19 protein-coding genes are annotated in these 21433 nt (G+C 56.1%); 5 read left to right on the forward strand and 14 right to left on the reverse strand.

The genetic code is table 11. The annotated features are described in order from the left end of the window. Nucleotide 1: 1 nt before the first annotated feature. The 5 genes from ACYQ11_RS05595 to ACYQ11_RS05615 form a co-directional block, all read right to left on the reverse strand. The gene (locus ACYQ11_RS05595; protein ID WP_459922772.1) at nt 2-1036 is read right to left on the reverse strand and encodes an NAD(P)H-dependent glycerol-3-phosphate dehydrogenase; all 1035 of its coding nucleotides are present in this window, start codon (nt 1034-1036) and stop codon (nt 2-4) included. 102 nt (nt 1037-1138) lie between these two features. Next, nucleotides 1139-3733: a DNA gyrase subunit A gene (gene gyrA, locus ACYQ11_RS05600; RefSeq protein WP_459922773.1), complete on the reverse strand. Its 2595-nt coding sequence runs from the start codon at nt 3731-3733 to the stop codon at nt 1139-1141. A 22-nt stretch (nt 3734-3755) separates the two neighbouring features. After that, nucleotides 3756-4856, reverse strand: coding sequence for an AI-2E family transporter (locus ACYQ11_RS05605; protein ID WP_459922774.1), 1101 nt, complete (start codon nt 4854-4856; stop codon nt 3756-3758). Nucleotides 4857-4979: 123 nt separating this feature from the next. Then, a complete protein-coding gene (locus ACYQ11_RS05610; RefSeq protein WP_459922775.1) occupies nt 4980-5138 on the reverse strand; it encodes a hypothetical protein in 159 nt (52 codons plus the stop codon). Nucleotides 5139-5416: 278 nt separating this feature from the next. Then, a complete protein-coding gene (locus ACYQ11_RS05615; RefSeq protein WP_459922776.1) occupies nt 5417-6703 on the reverse strand; it encodes a thiolase family protein in 1287 nt (428 codons plus the stop codon). A 111-nt stretch (nt 6704-6814) separates the two neighbouring features. Between ACYQ11_RS05615 and ACYQ11_RS05620 the strand changes: the two genes are divergently transcribed. From ACYQ11_RS05620 to ACYQ11_RS05635, 4 genes are all read left to right on the forward strand, one after another. Further along, the gene (locus tag ACYQ11_RS05620; protein WP_459922777.1) at nt 6815-7612 is read left to right on the forward strand and encodes an NRDE family protein; all 798 of its coding nucleotides are present in this window, start codon (nt 6815-6817) and stop codon (nt 7610-7612) included. 244 nt (nt 7613-7856) lie between these two features. Next, nucleotides 7857-8333, forward strand: a complete 477-nt coding sequence (locus ACYQ11_RS05625; protein ID WP_459922778.1) for a cytochrome c3 family protein — start codon at nt 7857-7859, stop codon at nt 8331-8333. Further along, nucleotides 8326-9891 (forward strand): ammonia-forming cytochrome c nitrite reductase subunit c552, encoded by a 1566-nt coding sequence (locus ACYQ11_RS05630; protein WP_459922779.1) that lies wholly within the window; start codon nt 8326-8328, stop codon nt 9889-9891. The genes ACYQ11_RS05625 and ACYQ11_RS05630 overlap by 8 nt, the downstream gene beginning before the upstream one ends. A gap of 194 nt (nt 9892-10085) precedes the next feature. Continuing rightward, the gene (locus tag ACYQ11_RS05635) at nt 10086-12089 is read left to right on the forward strand and encodes a methyl-accepting chemotaxis protein (protein ID WP_459922780.1); all 2004 of its coding nucleotides are present in this window, start codon (nt 10086-10088) and stop codon (nt 12087-12089) included. A gap of 56 nt (nt 12090-12145) precedes the next feature. On the opposite strand, the gene ACYQ11_RS05640 is transcribed toward ACYQ11_RS05635, so the two are convergent. From ACYQ11_RS05640 to ACYQ11_RS05670, 7 genes are all read right to left on the reverse strand, one after another. Further along, nucleotides 12146-13093: a DUF4340 domain-containing protein gene (locus ACYQ11_RS05640; RefSeq protein ID WP_459922781.1), complete on the reverse strand. Its 948-nt coding sequence runs from the start codon at nt 13091-13093 to the stop codon at nt 12146-12148. A 12-nt stretch (nt 13094-13105) separates the two neighbouring features. Further along, complete coding sequence (locus tag ACYQ11_RS05645; RefSeq protein ID WP_459922782.1) at nt 13106-15280, reverse strand: GldG family protein; 2175 nt, start codon at nt 15278-15280, stop codon at nt 13106-13108. Nucleotides 15281-15290: 10 nt separating this feature from the next. Next, a complete protein-coding gene (locus ACYQ11_RS05650; protein ID WP_459922783.1) occupies nt 15291-15995 on the reverse strand; it encodes an ABC transporter permease subunit in 705 nt (234 codons plus the stop codon). Between the two features lies 1 nt (nt 15996). Continuing rightward, entirely contained in the window at nt 15997-16935 is a 939-nt protein-coding gene (locus tag ACYQ11_RS05655; protein WP_459922784.1) for an ABC transporter ATP-binding protein, read from the reverse strand. Nucleotides 16936-17064: 129 nt separating this feature from the next. Next, nucleotides 17065-17814 (reverse strand): START domain-containing protein, encoded by a 750-nt coding sequence (locus tag ACYQ11_RS05660; protein ID WP_459922785.1) that lies wholly within the window; start codon nt 17812-17814, stop codon nt 17065-17067. A 250-nt stretch (nt 17815-18064) separates the two neighbouring features. After that, entirely contained in the window at nt 18065-18562 is a 498-nt protein-coding gene (locus tag ACYQ11_RS05665) for a hypothetical protein (RefSeq protein ID WP_459922786.1), read from the reverse strand. Between the two features lie 89 nt (nt 18563-18651). Then, complete coding sequence (locus ACYQ11_RS05670) at nt 18652-19443, reverse strand: dihydropteroate synthase (RefSeq protein ID WP_459922787.1); 792 nt, start codon at nt 19441-19443, stop codon at nt 18652-18654. A 399-nt stretch (nt 19444-19842) separates the two neighbouring features. Between ACYQ11_RS05670 and ACYQ11_RS05675 the strand changes: the two genes are divergently transcribed. Then, nucleotides 19843-20316, forward strand: a complete 474-nt coding sequence (locus ACYQ11_RS05675) for a hypothetical protein (protein WP_459922788.1) — start codon at nt 19843-19845, stop codon at nt 20314-20316. A gap of 60 nt (nt 20317-20376) precedes the next feature. Here ACYQ11_RS05675 and ACYQ11_RS05680 read toward each other — a convergent pair whose 3' ends face one another. Together ACYQ11_RS05680 and ACYQ11_RS05685 are read right to left on the reverse strand one after the other, a co-directional pair. After that, on the reverse strand, nt 20377-20703 hold the full coding sequence (locus tag ACYQ11_RS05680) for an AzlD domain-containing protein (RefSeq protein WP_459922789.1): 327 nt from the start codon (nt 20701-20703) through the stop codon (nt 20377-20379). Then, complete coding sequence (locus tag ACYQ11_RS05685) at nt 20696-21433, reverse strand: AzlC family ABC transporter permease (protein WP_459922790.1); 738 nt, start codon at nt 21431-21433, stop codon at nt 20696-20698. Before ACYQ11_RS05685 ends, ACYQ11_RS05680 begins: the two co-directional genes overlap by 8 nt.

Raw genomic sequence — 21433 nt, forward strand, 5'->3', positions numbered from 1 at the left:
GTCAGTCCAGCTCGTGTTTGAGGGTCCGGGTCATCAGGCGTGTGATGGATTTTTTCGGGTCCTGGTTCTCGAACAGGATCCTGTAGACCTCGTTGCAGATGGGCAGCTCAACCCCCAGTTTTTGGGAAAGGTTGTACACCGAGCGCGTGGTTTTCACACCTTCGGCCACCATACGCATTTCGAGCAGAATCTCATCCAGGGTTTTTCCTTCTCCGAGCTGAACGCCCACCGTGTGGTTCCGGGACAGGTTCCCGGTGCAGGTGAGCATCAGATCTCCCACCCCGGCCAGACCGGCAAAGGTATGGGGGTCGGCCCCGAAGCAGGCCCCTAAGCGTTTCATTTCGGTCAGGCCGCGGGTGATCAGGGCGGCCCGGGCATTGAGGCCAAGGTCCAGCCCATCGGATATCCCTGCGGCGATGGCGATGACGTTCTTGATGGCGCCTCCCACTTCCACGCCCACCGGATCATCGTTGGTATAGACCCGGAACCGGGGGGTGGCGAACACGTGCTGAACCAGACGGGCGGTCCTGCGGTTCGTCGAGGCCACCGCCACCACCGTCGGCATCTCCAGGGCCACTTCTTTGGCAAAGCTGGGACCCGACAGCACCACCCGCCGATCTTCGGTAACGGACGGCAGCATGTCCCCAAGCACGCCGAGCATGGTCAGATGGGTCTTGTTTTCGATGCCTTTGGAGGCGGACACCATGATGGTGTCGGGGCCGATATGGTCCGCCATCATGGCGGCGGTTTCACGCATGACGTGGGAAGGCACCACCACGAGGACCAGGTCCTTGCCGGAGACCGCCGTGCGGATGTCGTTGGTGGGGACGATGTTCTCCGACAACACGATGTCGGGAAGAAAGACCGTGTTGATGTGGTGTTGTTCGATGCTTTCTTTGACCTCCTGTTCAAACACCCAGAGATCGATACGATAGCCTTTGACCGCCAGCAGGTTGGCCAGGGCCGTGCCCCAGCTTCCGGCTCCCACGACCCCGATGGACAGGGAGGCGGCTTTTTTTTGAAAATGTTCGGGCATAACGATTCTTTCATACAACAGACAGACACGCCCGTCATACGGCGCGTCTGCCCGCATTGTCTGTGATTTAAAAAAAATTAAATGTAAAATGAGACGCGGACGCTAATCCGCGGACTCGTCGTCATCGTCCTCGTCGATCTCGTCTTCGTCCGACATATCGTCGTCCTCGTCGTCGAGGTCCTCCTCATCGTCCCAGTCTTCCTCGTCGACCGGTTCAAGGTCCGCCGGGGGGATCACGGCGGCAGAGGTGAGGGGATCACCGTTTTCATCCTCTTCCTGCTCCGCAATGCGGACCGCACCGATGACTTTTTCCTTTTTGTCCAGGTTGATCAGCCGAACGCCCTGGGTGTTGCGGCTGATCACGGGAACCCCGCTGATGGCAATGCGGATCAGTTTGCCGGTATCGGTCATCAGCATGAGGTCGTCGTCCTCATCCACCAGGACAATGGCGGCCACATTCCCGTTGCGCGCCGTGGTCTTGATGGAAATCACCCCTTTGCCTCCCCGGTTCCGCACCGGGTACTCGTCGATCAGGGTCCGTTTGCCGTAGCCGTTTTTTGTCACGGCGAAGAGGGTCTGGCCGTAGCTGAGCACTTCCAGGCTGACGATCTCGTCGCCGGTACCGAGCCTGATACCCCGGACACCCCGGGATACGCGGCCCACGGTCCGGACGACGCTTTCATGGAAGCGGATGGACTTGCCCTTGCGGGTTCCCAGGAACACGTCCATGGTCCCGTCGGAAATCCGGGCCGCCACCAGTTCGTCGCCGGGCACCAGGTCGAGGGCGATGATGCCGCCCAGGCGCGGACGGCTGTAAGCCATCAGGTCTGATTTTTTGATCAGACCGTTTTTGGTGGCCATGATGATGTTCTTGCCTTCCTCGAAGGACGGCACGGCAAGGACCGTGGTCAGCTTCTCGTCCTTGACGAAGTTGAGGAAGTTGACGATGGCCCGGCCCTTGCTGGTCCTTCCGGCCATGGGCAGTTCGTAGACCTTGCTCCAGTAGACCCGCCCCAGATTGGTGAAGAAGAGGAACATGTGATGGGTGGAGGCCACGAACAAATGCTCCACGAAATCATCGTCCTTGGTGCCCATGGCCATCTTGCCCTTGCCGCCGCGTTTCTGGCTTTCATACAGGGTGATGGGATTCCGCTTGATGTAGCCCTTGCTCGAGATGGTCACCACCATGTCTTCCTCTTCGATCAGATCCTCGATGGTGATATCGGCACTGGCTTCGACAATGCGGGTTCTCCGGGCGTCTCCGTAGTCGTTCCGGATGGTGATCAGCTCGTCTTTGACGATTTTCAGCACCAGGGCGTCGCTGGCCAGGATTTCCTTGTACCAGGCGATGTCCTTCATCACGTTCTCGTATTCCTCGATGATCTTGTCCCGTTCCAAGCCGGTCAGGCGCTGGAGTCTCAGGTTCAGAATTTCCTGGGCCTGGATGCTTGACAGATCAAAGCGGGACATGAGGCCGTCCTTGGCTTCGGACGGTGTCTTGGAGGCCCGGATCAGGGCCACCACCTCATCGAGATTGTCCAGGGCGATCTTGTACCCTTCGAGGATATGGGCCAGTTCCTCGGCTTTCCTCAGGTCGTAGATGGTCCGCCTGACGATGATTTCCTTGCGATGAAGGATGAAATGTTCAAGGATTTCCTTTAAGGTCAAGAGCTCCGGACGGTTGTTGACCACGGCCAGGAAGATGATGCCGAAACTGTTCTGCATCTGGGTGTGCTTGAACAGCTGGTTGATGATCACCTCGGCCATGAAGTCCTTTTTGACGGCCATGGCGATGCGCATGCCGGTCCGGTCCGACTCGTCGCGCACATAGCGCAGTCCCTCGATGACTTTTTCCTTCATCAGCTGGGCGATTTTTTCGACCAGGCGGGCCTTGTTGACCTGATAGGGCAGCTCGGTCACCACGATGGTTTCCGTCTCGGTCTTTTCATCCCGTTCGATGTCGACCTTGGCCCGGACCCGGATGATGCCCCGGCCGGTGCTGTAGGCCTCCTTGATGCCCTGGGTGCCGAAGATGATGCCCTGGGTCGGAAAATCCGGGCCGGGCATGTATTCCATCAGTTCCTGCCAGTCGATGGACGGCCGGTCGATCAGGGCGCAGATCGCGTTGATCACCTCACCGAGATTGTGGGGCGGGATGTTGGTGGTCATACCCACGGCGATGCCCGACGACCCGTTGATCAGAAGGTTGGGGATCTTGGCCGGCAGCACCGACGGTTCGACCAGGGAGTCGTCGTAGTTGGGACTCCAGTCCACGGTTTCCTTGTCGAGGTCTTCGAGAAGCTCGTGGGCGATGCGCTTCATCCGGACTTCGGTGTAACGCATGGCGGCGGCGGAATCGCCGTCCACGCTGCCGAAGTTCCCCTGACCGTCGACCAGGGGATAGCGCAGGGAGAAATCCTGGGCCATTCGGACGATGGTGTCGTACACGGCGGTGTCGCCGTGGGGATGGTACTTACCGATGACGTCACCGACGATACGGGCGGATTTCTTGTAGGGTTTGTTCCAGTCGTTTTTCAGCTCCCGCATGGCGTAAAGCGAACGCCGGTGAACGGGCTTCAGGCCGTCCCGGACATCGGGCAGGGCCCTTCCGATGATGACGCTCATGGCATACTCGAGGTACGATTTCTTCATCTCGCTCTCGAGGCTGATTTTTGATTGGATATCCTGGTCAGTCATAAGTCTCCTACACGATTAAACGTCAGATTAGGTTGATATCGTCGACGGCCGTCTCATTCGACGGTTCGATGAAGGCCCGGTATTTTGAATTGTAAATGTCGGTCAAGGTCAGAAAAAACGTCACGATCAGGGGGCCGTAAATGATGCCCAGAATGCCGGACATGTAAAGGCCGCCGATGATCGAAAGAAACACCAGAAGGGCGTGCATTTTCACCTGTTTCCCCACGAGGATCGGTTTGAACAGGTACTCCACCCCTCCGGACAGCAGGGCATAAAGAACCAGAAGGGCGATGCAGGCGACCATGCGTCCGTTGAGAAACATGAAGAACGAGGCGGACACGAAGACGATGCCGATGCCCACAATGGGAAGAAAGGCCAGGAAACCCATGATGACTCCCCAGATGATGGGGGAGGGCAGGCCGAACAGGGCGAAGATGATGCCGCCCGCCACGCCCTGGATCAGACCGCTGAGCCCGTTTCCGATCAGGACCGCGCCGCTCATTTCCTTGAATTTTTTAAACAGGATCACATCCTCTTCATTGGGCAGGGGGGACAGGTCGATGATAAACCAGACCAGCCGTTTCCCGTCGATGAGAAGGTAGTAGGTGATGACGAGCATCAGGAGAAAATTGATGACGAAATTCAAAAGGTGCCCGGCGATGGCGTTGGCCTGGTTGAGCAAAAAAAGGCCGGTAAACTTGCCCAGGTCGCTGATGGGTTTGACCAGTTCGTTGTACGTCAGGGTGATGTCGAAGTTGGCCAGAAAGCCGTTCAGCCGTTCAAGGACCTTCTTGTTTTCCAGAAGGGCGATGATCTGGGTCGCCAGGTTGGCGTCGCGGATGTAAATGACAAAGCCGTGGGCTTCCCGGGCGAGAATGACGATAAACAGCACCAGGGGAATGAAGACGATGAAAAAAATCAGGATGCAGGTCAGAAGGGAGGCATAGGCCGGAGGCAGTTTTCGGGCGACCAGCCGGTAGACGGGGTAGAAAATGCCCGTGACCACGGATGCGAGCACGATGACAGCCAGAAAGGGCCAGAACAGCTTACCCAGAAGAAAGAACGACAGGACGAACAATGCAAGAAAAAACCATAAAATCAGATCACGGGATGTTCCTGCCATAACGGGTTTACTCCAGACACGCACTCGAACGTGTATCAGACGACACTATAATCAAAACGATCCGCCGGCCGGCGTGCCGACCCGACCGATACTGATCGAAAAAACAATCGGTGACACTGACGGTTATTTTTTTAGACAAAAGATGCCGACGCCCAGGTAAAGCGCCGCTTCATAAATGATGACGCCCGTGAAGCCGTGGGTGAGACCGTAGATGATTCCGCCGCCCATGATGGCGGGGACGCCGGTGAAAATCAGGATTCCCAGTTTTTGTGATATACCCATGCTCATCGTCTCCTTGTTTTGTCGATCTCGGGGGGGTGTGTGAAACGCCTCGAAAACATGTTTTATCCCATGCATGAACCTACCTTGTTTAACAAGCCAATTCTTCCAAGTAAAGAGAAAACTATGGGAAAATCATGATTTCCCAAGGGGGCGGTAACCCGATAATATCACTTGAAATGTGAATTGATTTTCGGCAGTCCGGACATGGGGATCGGAACGTCCGGGGACGGTAAGAAAAGCCGGGGTATGGACGGGCCCATCCCCGGCTTTTTTTTATCTTATCGTTCGATGACCATGGCCATGCCCATGCCGCCGCCGATGCACATGGAGATCAGGCCGGTACTGTAGCCTTTCCGCTGCATCAGGTACATGCCGGTGACCATCTGGCGGGCACCGGTGCATCCGATGGGGTGACCCAGGGAAATCCCGCTGCCCACCTGGTTGGGTTTTTCGACCGGAATGTTCAGTTCACGCATGCAGCCGATGGCCTGTGCCGCGAAGGCTTCGTTGAGTTCGATCATGTCGAAATCGCTGACGGTCATGCCGGTGCGTTTGAGAACCTTGCGAACGGCGGGAACAGGACCTAAGCCCATGTAGGCCGGGTCCATGGCGCCACTGGCGTAGCCCTTGATTTTGACGATGGGTTCAAGGCCAAGTTCTTTTGCTTTTTCGGCGGTCATCATCAGGACGGAGGCGGCGCCGTCGTTGATGCCCGAGGCGTTGCCGGCGGTGACGGAACCGTCTTTCTTGAAGGCGGGTTTCATGGCGGCCAGTTTTTCGAGGGTGGTTTCCATGGGCCGTTCATCCACGTTGAAGACCGTGTCGCCCTTGCGGGATTTGATCACGATGTCCACGATCTCGTCCTTGAAGGAGCCGTCCTTGATGGCGGCCATGGCGCGCTGATAGCTCAAAAGAGCGAGCTGATCCTGCTCTTCGCGGGAGATGCCGTATTTGGCGATGATGTTCTCGGCGGTGATGCCCATGTGGTAGCCGTAGAATATTTCAAAAAGGCCGTCGTAGACCATCAGGTCGTAGACCTGACCCACGCCGGTCAGTTCCATGCGGTGGCCCCAGCGGGCGTTGGGAAGCGCCATGGGCGCGTTGCTCATGCTTTCATGGCCGCCTGCCAGGATAACGTCGGCCTCACCGGCCATGATGGCCGTGGCGCCGAGGGCGATGGCCTTGAGGCCGGACCCGCAGATCTTGTTGACGGTGTACGCGGGGGTTTCCTTGGGGAAACCGGCTTTGATCATGGCCTGGCGGGTGGTGTTCTGGCCCTTGCCGGCCTGGAGCACGTTACCCATGATGATTTCATCGATGACCACCGGCGCGGCCGAATCGTTCCAGTCCTGATTTTTGGATTCCAGTTCGACCATGCCCTGATCTTTGAGCGCATCCGGGTAGATCTCTTTCATTTCGGCGCTGACCTGGGGCTTCAGGTTGACTTTTTTCAAGGTTTCCTTCATGACCGCCGCACCAAGATCAATCACCTCGACACTTTTCAGGCCGCCGCCGAAGGCGCCGACCGCTGTACGTGAACCGCTTACGATGACAACATCTCTCATGTTGATCCTCCTTGATTGAAATTATATATAAAACCTTTGTTATCATTCAAAAATCTGGTAAACATCAATCCGGGAGAATAACAAAAACGCAAGGAAAAGACAACGATTGATATGTGCCTGATTCTGTTTTCATACATGACCGATGCCGATTATCCCCTGACGGTGGCCGCCAACCGGGATGAATTTTACCACAGAGCCACACAGCCCCTTGATTTCTGGGACGATTTTGAAGGAATCCTTGCCGGAAGGGATCTTCAAAACAACGGAACCTGGATGGGCGTGACCCGATCCGGCCGCTTTGCCGCCATCACCAATTACAGGGCCCCCTCACTGATCAAGGCCGCCGCACCCTCCCGGGGACTTCTGGTGCGTGATTTTCTTGCAGGCGGAAAGGCTCCGAAGGACTACCTCGAAAGCATCCGCCCTTCGGCGGCCGCCTTCAACGGGTTCAACCTTCTGGTCGGCTGTCTGACCGGCAAGGCGTCATCGTTGTTCTACTATTCCAACATGGGCGGGGAAATCCGGTCTCTTTCGCCGGGCACGTACGGATTGAGCAACGCCTTTCTGGATACGTCCTGGCCCAAGGTCGACCGGGGGAAGCGCGCGTTCGAACGGATCATTCGACGGTACCGGGATGCGTCGACCGATCATCTGCTGGACCTGATGGCCGACGACACGCTTCCCGACGACCGGGATCTGCCGGACACCGGCGTGGGCCTGGCCTGGGAGAGGATGCTTGCGCCGATCTTCATTGCCGGCGACACCTACGGCACCCGGTCGTCGGCCGTCGTTCGTTTCGATGCCCGGGGCGGCGGGACCTTTGTCGAGCGGACCTATCGTAACGACGCGTCGGGCGCCGGCATTCATGACACAAGAACGCGTTCGTTTTACGGAAACGATCGGCCCTGAGGCTTTTTTTATTGTCCTGCCGGGCCGCTCTGCCTGAATCATTTCCAATTAACCGGTTGAAATCGTGCGCATGATTCGTTATAATCCACGCATTCTTTTCATTGACTGACCCCTTTTATGCAAAAACAAACCCATGTTGATTATTAATGGTACCGTTGCCTGATGCGGTTCCGGACGTTTGGCCCTCTTTATCGTCCGCGTCCGAGCAAGGGTTTCGGGACACCGTCACACCTCAGGAGGAACCATGTCTTTTTGGTGGAAAAAACCGTGGCGCGGACGATGGACCTTTGTTCTGATCCCCTTTGCAGCGGGCATCGCCGTCACCCTGGCCGCATCCTTTGCCATGCACACGACGGATTCGGCGGCCTTCTGCGGGAGCTGTCATTCCATGGCCGAGGCGGCGCTGACCCACAGCACTTCGGTTCACGCCCAGTTCGCCTGCAACGAATGCCATGCCCCCCACAACCTGATTCCCAAAATCCCGTTCAAAACCAAAGAGGGGGCCCGTGACGTCTACAAAACCGTCACCTACAACGTCCCTGACCTGATTCATCCGAACGAGACCACCCTGACGGTCATCCAGAACAATTGCCTGCGTTGTCACGGCTCCGTGATCAAGGAGGTGAACATGCTGTCCAAGGACCGCTGCACCGACTGTCACCGTCATGTCCCCCACAGTCCGAAAACCCCCGTTGCGAAAAGGAGTGCCGCCGATGCTTGATTCACGCCGATTGTTTTCTCTCACCCTCTGTCTGGCCGCGATCGTTTTGGTCGCGTTTGCCGCCTGTTCCAAGGCGGAAAAACCCGTGCCCCCGGTGTACGACACCGATCTTGCCGAGGATGAAATCAGAAACTCCGTGTTTAAAAAGCTGTTTCCCCTTCATTATGAAACCTATCTTCGGAACAACGAGACGGAGATCATGACCGAATACGGCGGGTCCGTGGCCTACGACAAGCATGACAACGTCAACCCGCTTCCCAAGGGATACAAATACGCCCAGCCCTATCTGAAGAATCTCTGGCTGGGGTATCCGTTCAGCTACGAATACAAGGCCGCCCGGGGTCATACGTACGCCCTTCTGGACAACCTTCACATCGACCGGATCAACCTGTACGCCGAAAAAGGCCAGATGCCCGCCACCTGCATCAACTGCAAGACCGCCAAGATGAACGATTTTCTCAAGGAATACGGCGACGACTTCTGGGCCCGGGATTTCAATGAATTCCGCGAGCAGGTGGATCCGGATGAAAACACCATCGGCTGTGCCAACTGCCACAATCCGAAAACCATGGAACTGAGACTTTACAGCGATCCTTTGAAAAATCATCTGGCCGCCGAGGGGAAGACCTTCGAGACCATTGACCGAAACGAGCAGCGGGCCCTGGTCTGCGGCCAGTGCCATGTGGAATACTATTTCCAGGACAAGGGCTTCGGCCCGGCCAAGAAACCGGTGTTCCCCTGGGAAAAGGGTAAAGACCCCGAAGAGATCTATGAATACTATTCCGATCGGGGCGACACAACAACCCCCGGATTTGAGGGTTATTTCGTGGACTGGACCCATCCTGTGTCCAGGACCCCCATGCTCAAGGCCCAGCACCCCGAGTACGAAACCTGGCACAACGGGGTCCACGGGGCGGCGGGCGTGTCCTGTGCCGACTGCCACATGAGTTACACGCGCATGGACGGCAAGAAAAAGATTTCAAACCATCACTGGACCTCTCCCCTGAAAGACCCCGAGATGAAGGCCTGCCGCCAGTGCCATACGGACAAGACGCCGGAATTCCTCAAGGAGAGGGTGCTTTACACCCAGCACAAGGTCTGGAAGGAACTTTTGATCGCCCAGGACATCTCGGTCAAGGCCCACGAAGCCATCCGCATGGCCCACGAATTTACGGGTGAAAAACCGGCCGATTATGACGCCTTGATGATCGAGGCCCGCAAATGGTGCCGCAAGGGCCAGTTTTTCTGGGATCTGGTGTCTGCGGAGAACAGCGTGGGTTTCCACAACCCCACCAAGGCCCTGGCCACCCTGACCTCGTCCCAGCAGTACAGCCAAAAGGCGGTGGAGTCGGCCATCCGGGCCGCATCGTATACCATCGCCAAAGATCTTGATCAGGACATCAAGACCCTGGTGCCGCCCATTTTGTATCACAGCCGTGAACTCCAGATGGACCCCGAGCACCTGAAAACCCACGCCTGGTTCAAATACCTGCCGCTTCTGCCCAAAGCGCCGAAGATGTGGGACGCCAACAAACGCATCTCGCCCGAATCGACCTGATCATGTGATAACCCTTCCCGGCCCTGCCTGGTCCCAGGCAGGGCCGGAACCCCATGCTTCCGGTGATTTTTCATTCAAGATTCTCCACCGCGAGTCCGATAAGAGTTACCGGAACCCTGATGGTCGACATGGTCATCACCCTCCATGCCGTAAAAAACAAGATCCGATTATCTGAAAGAAAAAAGGAGTGTGTCATGAAGGTCAACACGCGTTCGATTGCGTTCAAGCTGGTTGTCTCCGGTATTCTTCTCGCCCTGATTCCCCTTTCGATCGTGGGGGCCTTGTCCTATTTCAGATCCCAAAACGCCCTGTCCGAGATATCCCGTGCCCAGGTTCACGGCATCGCCGAGGATCTGGCCCGGTTTACCCGTTATCTGCTGAATCTTGAACTGCATCAGGCCAGGACGTTTGCGGCCCAGAAACGCATGGTCGCTCTGGCCGAGACCGTGGATCGGGTGGGGATCGACGGGGCGGCCGATCAGATCAGGGACGTCTTCGAGGATCTCACGGCCCAGTTTAAAGGCCTGGACAATCACTATCAGGGGCTGTTCATCACCAATGCCGCCGGAATGATCTATACCGGGGTTCTTCAGGACGGAAGAGAGTACAAGGGGATAGACATCAGTTCCAACCCAACCCTGCGGGCGGTCAAACAAAACGGTGAGGCTCGTCTCGATGATATGTTGATCTCCAAGGCCACCGGTAAACCCGTCACTGGAGCCATCGCCCCCATCATGTCCTCAACGGGGAAGTTCTTAGGGGTCTTCGGCCTTACGATCCGGGCGGAGTTTTTTACCGATATCATCGCCGGACGAACGGTCGGTGAGACCGGGTACGGCTTTATGCTGAACCGTAACGGCGTGGCCATCGCCCATCCCAATGCCGACTTCATCCTGAAGGTGGATGTGACCAAGGTTCCGGGGATGGAAGGCATCGCCGCCCGGATGACCGGCGAAAAAAGCGGGGTTGAACCCTATGTTTTCAAAGGGGTTGAAAAAGTTGCAGGCTTTGCCCCGGTGGGCATCAACGGCTGGTCGATCGGTGTGACCCAGGACGTGTATGAATTCGATCGGGCGGCGGTGTTCATCCGCAACTCGATTGTGCTGATCGCCCTGGCGGTTGCGGTTCTGACTTTTGTCGGCGTGCTCTTCATGTCCCGGAGCATCGTCAATCCGATCAAGGCGGCGGTGGCCGGTCTCAAGGATATCGCCCGGGGCGAGGGGGATCTGACCATGCGCCTGCCGGTCTTGACCCGCGACGAGGTGGGTGATCTGGCCACGTGGTTCAACACCTTTATCGAGAAACTTCAGGGGCTGATTCGCCAGATTGCCGGGAGTGTCGAGACGATTTCATCCTCATCCACCGAACTGTCGGCCATTTCCACCCAGATGACCCGGGCGGCCAAGGATACCCAGAGCCGGACCGGCACGGTGTCCGCCGCCACCGAAGAGCTGAGTTCCAACATGAGCACCGTGGCGGCGGCCATGGAACAATCGACGACCAACACCCATGTGGTGGCAACGGCGGCCGAAGAGATGTCGTCCACCATCAACGAAATCGCGAGAAATTCCGAAAAAGCCGGGACGATCTCAGGCGATGCCGCCCGCAAGGCCGGTGACGCGTCCGTCCAGATGGAACATTTGGGCAGAGCGGCCCTGGATATCGGCCAGGTCGTTGAAACCATTACTGAAATATCCGAACAGGTCAACCTGCTGGCCCTGAACGCCACCATCGAGGCGGCCCGGGCCGGGGAAGCCGGCAAAGGGTTTGCCGTGGTGGCCAATGAAATCAAGGAACTGGCCAAGCAGACCGCCGACGCCAGCCTTGATATCAAAAACAAGGTCGAGGGCATTCAGAACACCACCCGGATGACGGTCAAAGACATCGAGGAAATCGCCAAGGTGATCAGCGATGTCAATGAGGTGGTGATCGGCATCGCGTCGGCCGTCGAGGAACAGTCCTCGGCCACCAGTGAAATCGCCGTCAACGTGTCCCAGACGGCCCGTGGGATTCAGGATGTCAATGAGAATGTCAGCCAGAGTTCCGTGGCCGTGGGTGAGATCGCGAAAAATATTGCCGATGTCAATACATCCACCGAGGAGATGGCTTCGAGCAGCGACCAGGTCAACACCAGCGCCCGGGAATTGTCGGAGCTTTCAGAACAGCTTCGCAGCCTGGTCGGTCAATTCAAGTACTGATCGTTCGGGGTGACGTATATTTAAAGGGCCTGTGCCGAGCACAGGCCCGTTTGTTTTCAGATGTCGCCGATTTTTTTTCGGATGTCGTCTACCTTGGCTCTGGGAATCAGAAAGGAAAAGGCGCTTTCCGAGCTGACGGCAGGAAAGGACGATGTCTCATCCGCCGGGGGAAAAACGGACAGGGTGTAAAGCCTGTCGGCGCTGACGGTGATTTCGATGACGGGGCCTGCCCATGCGTCTTTGGCTTTTTCCGGGACATAGCTTTCACACGTCACCCGGCTGATCAGGGAGATCAGGGCCGTGACCTTGTCGGTGTCCTTCTCGCTGCCCGACGCGTCGACCCAGGTCTCGGCGGGCGGGGGCGACGGGGCGTTTTCTTCGGTGTTGTCTTCGGAGGTCACATCGACCGGAACCGTGTCGCGTTTGCGCTCCAGGGCCAGGCTGATGTCGCCGTCCTTGACGGTCAGGCCGTTGACCGTTGTACTGTCGAAGGCCAGGACCTTTTTGTCGAGCAGGGCGTTTTCGGTTTTGTCGAAGACGGTTTTGATGTTTTCGGCGGCATGGTAGACCCGGTGATCTCCGTCGATTTTGACAAAGGTGTGGTTGAAAGACCCGGCCACCTTGCCCACATCGAAGGTCCGCACGGCCTTGCCGTCGGCGAACGCCGTCACACGGATACGGTGGGCCTCATCCAGATCGTAGCGGGTATAGCTTTTGGACTCGGACACCAGGGCCGTGAGGGTCAGATCCCTGACCGCCGTGACCATGGCGCCGGCCAGGGTCGCCATGGCCGGGAGTTTCGACGGGCCCACCACCCAGTCGTTTCCGTTTTTTTCAAGGACAAGGGTTGCCTCGCCCCGGTTGAGCTCTATCCGGGTGACGGTCCGGCCGGAAAGATCGTCAAGCACGGGCAGGGTGTAATGGGTGCTGTCCGACCGGTGCAGGATAAGGTAGGCGGACAGGGCCGCGATAATAAGTGCAAGGATGATGTATTCTTTTTTCATCGGAAAACCTCTCTATTTCTGAAAAATCATTTGAATCCGTTTTTTTCTCAGCTTACGCGTCCACCAGACCAGAAGGCCGAAGACCGCCACCAGAATGGGAAGTCCCGCGATATTGAACGCCTTGATCACCGTTTTGGTCATGGCCTCGGTGGGGTCAAGGGGGTTGAAGCTCTGCTTCTTGCTTCGCATGGCGGCGATGCCTTCCTTGCCGTTGACGGCATCGATGGCGTTCATGATAAAGGTGGCGTTGGGGCTTTGCCCTTCGGGGTCCAGCATGGTGTCTTTGAGCATTTCAGCCGATGACACCAGAAGAATCCTTGCGGGTTTGCTTTTGGCCAGAAATCCGCCCGTTGCCTCGAAGCCGGACAGATCCGGCTTGCTCTCGTCGGCCTTGGGTTCATCGTCCTTTTCGTTGGTTGACTCTTCGACGGGTTTTTCAGGAATGGGCTTGCCGTCGAAGTAGCTGGGGAAAACGCCTTCCAGCAGGTAGGCCAGGGTGTAGGATTGTTTGTCATCATCGTTTTTGGGAGGCTGGATAAACATGGGGTTCAGATTGATGTTGTTTTCCATGATCCAGGATTTGCCGGAGGATGAAAACAAGGCGGTGGCCCTGATATCATGGGCCTTGATCCGATCGTCCACCAGTGAAAGCGGGGCGGACCGCATGGTGATCAGGCCCTTGATGTTTTTCATGAAATCAAGATCCTTGCTGATGTTCTCGTTTTCAATCAGGGGGGCGAAATAGATGTTTTGTTGGCCCCCTCCGAAACGCTGGGGCATGTTCTGCTTGAAGCAGTTTTCATCAAGAACATAGGCGTTTTCCATGGTGACGCCGTAATGCGTCAGCAGTTTTTCAAGACCGGTCACGACGGGCCGGAACGAGGGACCCTGGGCAAAGCCGAACTGGCGGCCCGGCTGTTCGGTCTCCTGGAAGGCGTCTATGAACAGGATAAGGCTTTTCCCGGCCATCAGGGCCTGATCGATCTGATACAGATCGTAATCGGTAAACGCTTCGACGGGATTGGCAATGATCAGGCTTTCGATATCGCCGGGGATGCCGCCCTCGGTCAGGTCAACGTCCTTCAGCGAATAGTTCTGGGCGATCAGGGTGTTGAAGCTGTTCATATCCGACTGGCCCTGGTTCATCATGCCGCCCTGGCCCATGCGGCTTAAGGTGCCGTGGTCGGCCAGATACCCGACTTTTTGGTTGATGTCGATCAGCGATTCGATCCCGCCGTTGATCAGTTCTTCAAGCTCGTCCATGTTGACCAGTTCATACTGATCCCCGAAAATGGGAATCCGGATCACGTGCAAAAGGGGAATGTCCACGGACCGATCCTTGTATTTGATCACCAGGCCGATGCCGCCTTCTCCGGCGGGGATTTTGTCGCCGATGGCGTTCCATTTGAGGGCCATGACGTTGTGACGTTTGACCATCTCATGGAGCGTGTTGTCCGCAGAGGGGTCCAGGTGTTTGTAAACCAGGCGGCCGTAAGTCTTCAGGTTGATTTTTTCCACCGTGGATTCCACCTGCCGGGGAATCGAGGGCAGATCGGAGAGCTTCATGTAGGGCGCCACATCCGTGAGGGACGAGGACATGTAAAGCTCCACCCGGATTTTCTCAGAGAGTCCCAGAAGGGCGCTGATCTTGTTGTTGAGCTTTTTCATGTGCATGGTCAGGGTGTATTCGAGCGTTTCCACATCGGTGAGGGCCGGGATTTTCTCGATCAGATCCCCGTGGATCAGCACCAGCCCCATGTAGGCATTTTTATACTTGAGTTCGTCCTGTTCGATCATGCGGATCTGCACCGGGTTGATCCCGTAGCTTTCGGCCAGTTCCCGATTTTTGCGGGAGGCTTCGTTTTCTTCACCGGCCGACGAAATGTCCTTGAAACTGTAATTGAAATACCGGTTTCCGTTGATCTCGTATTCCTTGAGAAGATCCTGGAGGTACCGCTTGGTGTTGTTGTAGGGGGCCGGCAGGTCTTCGCTGAAGAACACGGTGATCGTCATGGGTTCGGTCAGGGTTCCGACCACGTCCCGGCTGATGTCCGACAGGGAATAGATCTTGTTTTCCGTCAGGTCCACCCGGAAAAACAGGGAGAAGCCCACCAGGTTGATCAACACGACAATCACCAGGTAGATGAGACTTTTCATGAATTTTTCGGATTTGGTTTTTATCGCCATGATGTACTCCTTATTCCTTCTCAGTCATCGAAAGGGCCGCACCGTAGAGGCAGATGAATATCACGCCGGCAAAGTACAGCATATCCCTGGAATCCAGGATGCCCTTGGATATATTCTGAAAATGGTAGTCCGCCCCGATGTAGCCCACGACCTTGACCACGGACTCCGGGAAAAAGAACAGCATCTTGTCCACCAGGGTCAGGGAAAAACAGATGAGCACGCCGATGATAAAGGCGATGATCTGGTTTCGGGTGAGGGACGAGGCCAGAAGACCCACGGCCGTATAGGCCGATCCCAGAAGAAGGGCGCCCAGGTAGCCGCCGATGACGGTTCCCCAGTCCAGGCTTCCCACGAAAGAGATGAACAGCGGATAGGACAGGGTCGGTACAAGCATGGCGGCCACAAAGGCCGATCCGGCCAGGAACTTGCCCAGAATGATATCCGATGCGGACACCGGCAGGGTGATCAGGATCTCATAGGATCCGATCGAGAGTTCTTCGGAAAACAGCCGCATGGTCACCGCCGGGATCACAAAGGCGAAGGTGAAGGGCAGAAGGCCGAAAAAACTCCGCAGGGTGGCCTGGTCGTTGAGAAAGAAGGTCGTGAAGAAAAACCACCCCGTCACCAGAAGGAAAATCGAAATCACGATATAGGCGATGGGGGAGGCGAAATAATCTTTGAATTCTTTTTTGAATATGTGTTTCACCTGTTGCATGTCAGCTCTCCATGGTCAGATTGCGGAAAATGTTTTCAAGGGAACGGGTCTCCTGATAGAAGGCCGTGATGATCCAGTTGTGCTTCTTGATTTTCAGGTACACGGCTTCACGAACGTCGGTGTTGTCTTTGGACGTGACGGTGATGTTCAGGATGTTCTCGTCGTCCGACGGGAGTTTTTTTACCTCGGATACGGCGGGAATGCTTTTGAGTTCCGCATCCACCGCGGCGAAGATCGCGTCTTTCAATGAAATCGAAAGAATCGAGCCGCCTTCCTCCGAGCGCTTGATGCTTTCGGTGGACCCGTCGGCCACGATTTTCCCTTTGTTGATGATGATGATCCGGTCACAGGTGGCCTCGGCTTCCGACAGGATATGGGTGGACAGGATGATGGTTTTTTCCCGCCCGATCTCCCGGATGATCTTACGGATTTCAACGATCTGGTTGGGATCGAGGCCCGAGGTGGGCTCGTCGAGGATGAGAATTTCCGGGTCGCTCATCATGGCATGGGCGATGCCCACCCGCTGTTTGAGGCCCTTGGACAATTCACCGATGGTTTTGTGCATGATGGCGTCAAGCCCGCACAGGTCCGAGAGCTTGCGGATCCGGGCGAGCCTGGCCTCCGGCACGAAGCCCCAGATATCCGCCACGTAGGACAGGTAGTCAAAGACGATCATGTCATGGTAAAGGGGGGCGGATTCCGGCAGATAACCGATACTTCGCTTGACGTCCAAAGGGTTTTCCGTGACTGAAAATCCATTGATTCTGATGGTCCCGGCGCTGGGCAGAAAATAACCGGTCAACATCCGAAGAGTCGTGGTTTTTCCTGCGCCGTTGGGTCCAAGGAGACCGATGATTTCGCCCTTGCGGATGTCCATGCTGATCTTGTCCACCGCGCAGAAATCATCATAATACTTGGTTAATCCTTCAACGTGGATCATGTTTCAACTCCTTTTGACTGATTGGACATGAAAAAAACTCTTTGAAAACGGCAGTGGTCAGAGTGGTTTACTTTTTTTAAAAGCAGGTATTTTTTACACTTTGGGATAAAAAATTCAAGAAAAAAAAGGTCAGGGGGCGGTCACATCGGCATCCGCGGGCCTCGGGCAGTTTTTGGCCAGCAGCCGTTCGGAAGAAGCCTGAAATTTGTCCATGGACAGTTTTTTGAGATTCCTCAGGCTGGTTGCGGGGATGACATGGGATACCAGACGGTTCAGAAGCCCGGGAACGGGGCCGCTGACCAGGGTCCGGCTGAGAAAGGTCACCCGGGTCGAATCCGGGGAGACGGATTCGAGAATCCAGGTATGGCTGGAATCGGTAATGCGCAGATGGTCTTTTTTTACGGGCACCAGGGGTTCCTTGATCGCATCCCCCTGAATGATGATTCTGCCTTCGGCCCAGTTGGTCCGGGTGGTGCAGTGAACGACGACATCGCGGTTGGACAGGGGCCAGGGCACATCGAAGTCGTAATACTGGAAAGACTGGTGATTGTCTGACGACCGCACGAGTTCTCTTGCGCTGGCGCAGTAGGTGACCCAGGTGTTGTGTTCGGAAACGTTGGTCAGAACGGCAAAGAGAAGCTCGATGGGGCAGTCGATGATTCCGACGCCTTTATACGCGGTGAGTTCACTGCCTTCGATCCGGCGGGTGAAACTGACGAAACCGTCGCAGCGGTCCGTTTCTTTCCAGTCCGGGTCCGAAAGTCCCGGCTCGAAACCGGGCACTGACGCATCGACAGGCTCTTTTGCCCCAATCATCGACGGCAGCATGCAGCAGATGATCAGTCCCAGAAAAAAGATTTTAAAAACGTTTGATGCCATGGCCCTATCGTGCCCAAACGGTCTTTTTTGATAAAAAACCTTAATCGTCTTAGTGAACAATGATAACCAACCCTTAATGGTTTAAGCCTTATCACAGAACAATGAAAATTTCCACGGCTTTTTCATGGGGTTGCGCAGAAGCTCGAAATGATGAAGCAATGTTGTAATTATTATTTAATCCGGTGTGTTAAATATTTTTTGCTCATGTGGTAAATGAGCGATCGCCGGCGGAAAATCCTCGGATTTCCAATCAGGCCTTGCCGTAATACCGTTTGATGGGGGATACGGGCGGGCGCCCATCGGGATTGTCGGCTTTTTGCAGCAGCGCGTTGAGGCGCCGGGCCATCTGCACCGGATCAATGCGTTTTTCAGGGGGCTCTGCGACCACATAGGAGGTGACCCCGTTTTTTTCAGGGGGCTCGGTCCAGGGATCCGGCGTATCGAGCTCCCTTGTGAGATCCTTCAGCCATTCGGAAAAACGGGCTTTCTGGAGGGTCCAGGTCACGGGAACCTCCGAGCCGATGCAGGCCTCCCGGCCCGGTGAAAAAAACGCCCAGTGAACCTGGCCCTTCATGTCGAAGGCGTAAAAAAAGTCGGTTCCGGTCAACACCAGCCTGGAAACCATCGGATAAGGCGGGATGCCGCTGGGGCTGTCGACCCAGGAGAACCCGCCGGGATCAAGGCCCTGATCCGTGATGAGGGTGCGGATCTCCTGTTTTTGAGTGTTGAGCAAGGTCTTTCGGGTCATGGCCTGTGATTCTCCCGTATCATTTCCCTGCGTTATGACAAAAAGATCGGACGCCGTCAAGGCTGGATCAGTCAGGGCAGACGCTTGCCCTAGGGCAGCTCCTCCCAGGAAAAAATGCCGCGTTTCATGAGGATCGATGCGGTTTTGGCGGTTTTGACGGTTTCCTGATGAAAAACGTTCATCAGGATCATGTCGAGGCCGGCGGCGCAGAGCATGGCGGCATAGGTCGTTTCCATCAGACGTTTTTTTGCCCTGTCCCGAATGCCGGTCGTCAGATTGGACAGGCCGATGACGGTTTTGACCGGAAAGCCCAGAAGCTCGGGCAGGGTGCGGATCACGTCCAGGATCTCCACGGCCTGGCCGGCGCCGTCGGCCCACATCAGCGGAACCAGCACCGGATCGATGATCAGGTGCTCGGGCGGCAGACCCCGGGCCTGACAATGCTCGAACAGGCTAAGGGCGATGGCCAGGCGTTCCTGGGCATTGGCGGGGACGCTGCTGTCCGGATTCAGAAGGTAGCCGACGATGGGAACGCCATGGCGAACGGCCAGAGGCAGGATCGTTTCCAGTTTCCGGGGCTCCAGGGAAAAACCATTGATAAGCACGGGATTTTTGCACGCCGATAAACCGGCTTCCATGGCCCTGGGGTTGGCGGTATCGAGCATCAGGGGCAGGGCGGTGGCCTGCTCTACGCTTTTAACCATGAAGCGCATGCCCTCTTCGGGGTTTCGGGTGAGTGGGCCGGTGTTGATGTCGATCATGCAGGCCCCCTTCTGTTCACAGGCGATGACGTCGTCGATGATCGCCTTACCCTTGAATCGTAGGAGGGCTTCCGCAATGGCGGGCCGCGTGATCTGGATATTGTCTGCAATGCACAGCATGGATGATACCTCTTCCCCGATACGGATTGGAAAATTCAGGATTTTTTCCCGATTTTGATCAGTTTTCCCTGTTGATTCAACGGGTTTCCCCGCTGTTGCCCAGAGCGTCTCTGGGGTGTCTGGGGGTATAAAAAATCTTTTATATCAATAGGTTATGAAATGACCCTGGGTCACTTTCGCAAATAAAACCCTGTTTTTCCAGATATTTGGGGGGATTCCCCATGAAAATGAGGGTTTCGTTCTATGGACAATCGATCTTTAAGTTTCATATATAGGTCCTAACATCAGACTACAGTGATGATACCGTCGTCCCCGCAAGGGGGGGGGAACAAGAGGGGCCGGGGCTGCATGAACGGGCTCTGGGCGTTGTGAACAACCATCATTCCACGGAGGTCTTCTATGCCTATTCCTGCGCCGATGAAAAAAAACGACAATGTATGGTTCAGACAGTCCGAACAATCCCATGGCACCCACGTCGACAGCGTGCGCGGTCTATACCGCGACCTGTCCATGGACCAGAGAGACATGCCCCGTGAAAAGGTCGATGACGGCGTCTACGCAGTGATCGACTCCTATGCACCCCAGATCTGCACGATCACCAACATGTCCGAAGCGGGCCTTTCCTATGTTTACTTCAAGGGCGACGAACCGGCTTTTGAATCCCTGACCATGGATGTCCTGGCCACCGGGTTCGGCTTCTGTCTCGAGCGGATTCCGTTCAAGAAAGTGGCGGATTATCCGGCGGAAACAACCGGATCAGGCGGTCGCCTTGAAAAACGTGTGGCCTGCATCGAATTTGTCGATCTGAGCGATTCCCAGGTCGAACAGGTCCGGGCCTTTATCGACAACCACGTGAAGCGAACGGTCAATTGATCATGACACACACGATTGACGGGTGAAGCGGCGGCCACAGCCGCTGCTTCACGCCGCAATTCACCCTCCGATTTTACCCGCCATCCAGTACATCAGCATGCCTCCGATGATCGTTGCCGAAAGGGAACGGGTCGCGGCCGCCAGAACAACGGTCGGTATGGCCACCAGAAGTTCGATTGACGCGAACGTGAAGCCCATGGGCGTCCGGGTGACCACCAACGACGGCAGGAGAATGGCGCTCAAAAGGGCCACGGGAATCAACTCCAGCCATCGCTTAAACCCTTCGGGCAGCGATTTCCCGGTAAGAAAAAACACGGGAAAAAAGCGCGGTGCAAAGGTGACCAGCCCCATACCCAGAACCAGAAAAAGATAGCGGTCTTCAGGCATCAGATTCGTTTTTCCTTTCAATGACGCTGCGGATCAGCAGGCCGACGGTGGCCGCCGTCACCGCTCCGATGATAATATACCCGTTTCCCGGGATGAAACGCGCCGAAAGGGCTGCGACCAGACCGGACACGGCGGCGGTCACCCCGTGCAGGGGTGTTTTCAGTTGAAGGACCAGAAGGATGATGAACATGGCCGTCATGGCGTAGTTCATGCCCAAGGCGTTTTCCTCGATGAACCGTCCGGTCACCGCACCGGCGACGGTGCCGGCCACCCAGGAACCGTAAGCCGTGTAGCTGAGAACCATGGCCCGGCGGACCGTCCACGATCCTTGAATGAATTTTTCCGAATTGATCACGAAGGTTTCATCGGTGATGGTGTGTGCAAAGGCCGTGAGGGTTGTTTTTCGGGTTTTATCGAGAAAGAGGGACAGTGACGAACTCATCAAAAGGTGCCTGAGGTTGACCACAAAGGCGGTCATGATGATCGACAGAGGCGAGGCGCCGGTTATGATCATGGAAACGGCGATGAACTGGGCGCTTCCGGCAAAGACAAACAGGGACATGATTCCCATGTCAACGGGGGTAAGACCGGCTTTCTGGCCCAGAACCCCCAGGGTCATTCCCAGGGGGATGTAGCCCAGGCAGATGGGCCAGGCCCCCGACATCCCTGCGATCACGTCGCTTTTGAAGGCCTCGGTCTCTGATTTTTCCGGAACGGTGCGGCGGTTCAT

This window comes from Desulfatiferula olefinivorans, assembly GCF_054657895.1.

Bases quoted from the DNA above. Each gene is read 5' to 3' on its own strand.
- ACYQ11_RS05605 (WP_459922774.1), bottom strand. From the start codon at position 4,856: ATGGCAGGAACATCCCGTGATCTGATTTTATGGTTTTTTCTTGCATTG.
- ACYQ11_RS05675 (WP_459922788.1), top strand. From the start codon at position 19,843: ATGCCTATTCCTGCGCCGATGAAAAAAAACGACAATGTATGGTTCAGA.
- ACYQ11_RS05595 (WP_459922772.1), bottom strand. From the start codon at position 1,036: ATGCCCGAACATTTTCAAAAAAAAGCCGCCTCCCTGTCCATCGGGGTC.
- ACYQ11_RS05665 (WP_459922786.1), bottom strand. From the start codon at position 18,562: ATGACCCGAAAGACCTTGCTCAACACTCAAAAACAGGAGATCCGCACC.
- ACYQ11_RS05620 (WP_459922777.1), top strand. From the start codon at position 6,815: ATGTGCCTGATTCTGTTTTCATACATGACCGATGCCGATTATCCCCTG.
- gyrA (WP_459922773.1), bottom strand. From the start codon at position 3,733: ATGACTGACCAGGATATCCAATCAAAAATCAGCCTCGAGAGCGAGATG.
- ACYQ11_RS05630 (WP_459922779.1), top strand. From the start codon at position 8,326: ATGCTTGATTCACGCCGATTGTTTTCTCTCACCCTCTGTCTGGCCGCG.
- ACYQ11_RS05625 (WP_459922778.1), top strand. From the start codon at position 7,857: ATGTCTTTTTGGTGGAAAAAACCGTGGCGCGGACGATGGACCTTTGTT.
- ACYQ11_RS05645 (WP_459922782.1), bottom strand. From the start codon at position 15,280: ATGGCGATAAAAACCAAATCCGAAAAATTCATGAAAAGTCTCATCTAC.
- ACYQ11_RS05610 (WP_459922775.1), bottom strand. From the start codon at position 5,138: ATGGGTATATCACAAAAACTGGGAATCCTGATTTTCACCGGCGTCCCC.
- ACYQ11_RS05615 (WP_459922776.1), bottom strand. From the start codon at position 6,703: ATGAGAGATGTTGTCATCGTAAGCGGTTCACGTACAGCGGTCGGCGCC.
- ACYQ11_RS05670 (WP_459922787.1), bottom strand. From the start codon at position 19,443: ATGCTGTGCATTGCAGACAATATCCAGATCACGCGGCCCGCCATTGCG.
- ACYQ11_RS05650 (WP_459922783.1), bottom strand. From the start codon at position 15,995: ATGCAACAGGTGAAACACATATTCAAAAAAGAATTCAAAGATTATTTC.
- ACYQ11_RS05680 (WP_459922789.1), bottom strand. From the start codon at position 20,703: ATGCCTGAAGACCGCTATCTTTTTCTGGTTCTGGGTATGGGGCTGGTC.
- ACYQ11_RS05640 (WP_459922781.1), bottom strand. From the start codon at position 13,093: ATGAAAAAAGAATACATCATCCTTGCACTTATTATCGCGGCCCTGTCC.
- ACYQ11_RS05685 (WP_459922790.1), bottom strand. From the start codon at position 21,433: ATGAACCGCCGCACCGTTCCGGAAAAATCAGAGACCGAGGCCTTCAAA.
- ACYQ11_RS05635 (WP_459922780.1), top strand. From the start codon at position 10,086: ATGAAGGTCAACACGCGTTCGATTGCGTTCAAGCTGGTTGTCTCCGGT.
- ACYQ11_RS05655 (WP_459922784.1), bottom strand. From the start codon at position 16,935: ATGATCCACGTTGAAGGATTAACCAAGTATTATGATGATTTCTGCGCG.
- ACYQ11_RS05660 (WP_459922785.1), bottom strand. From the start codon at position 17,814: ATGGCATCAAACGTTTTTAAAATCTTTTTTCTGGGACTGATCATCTGC.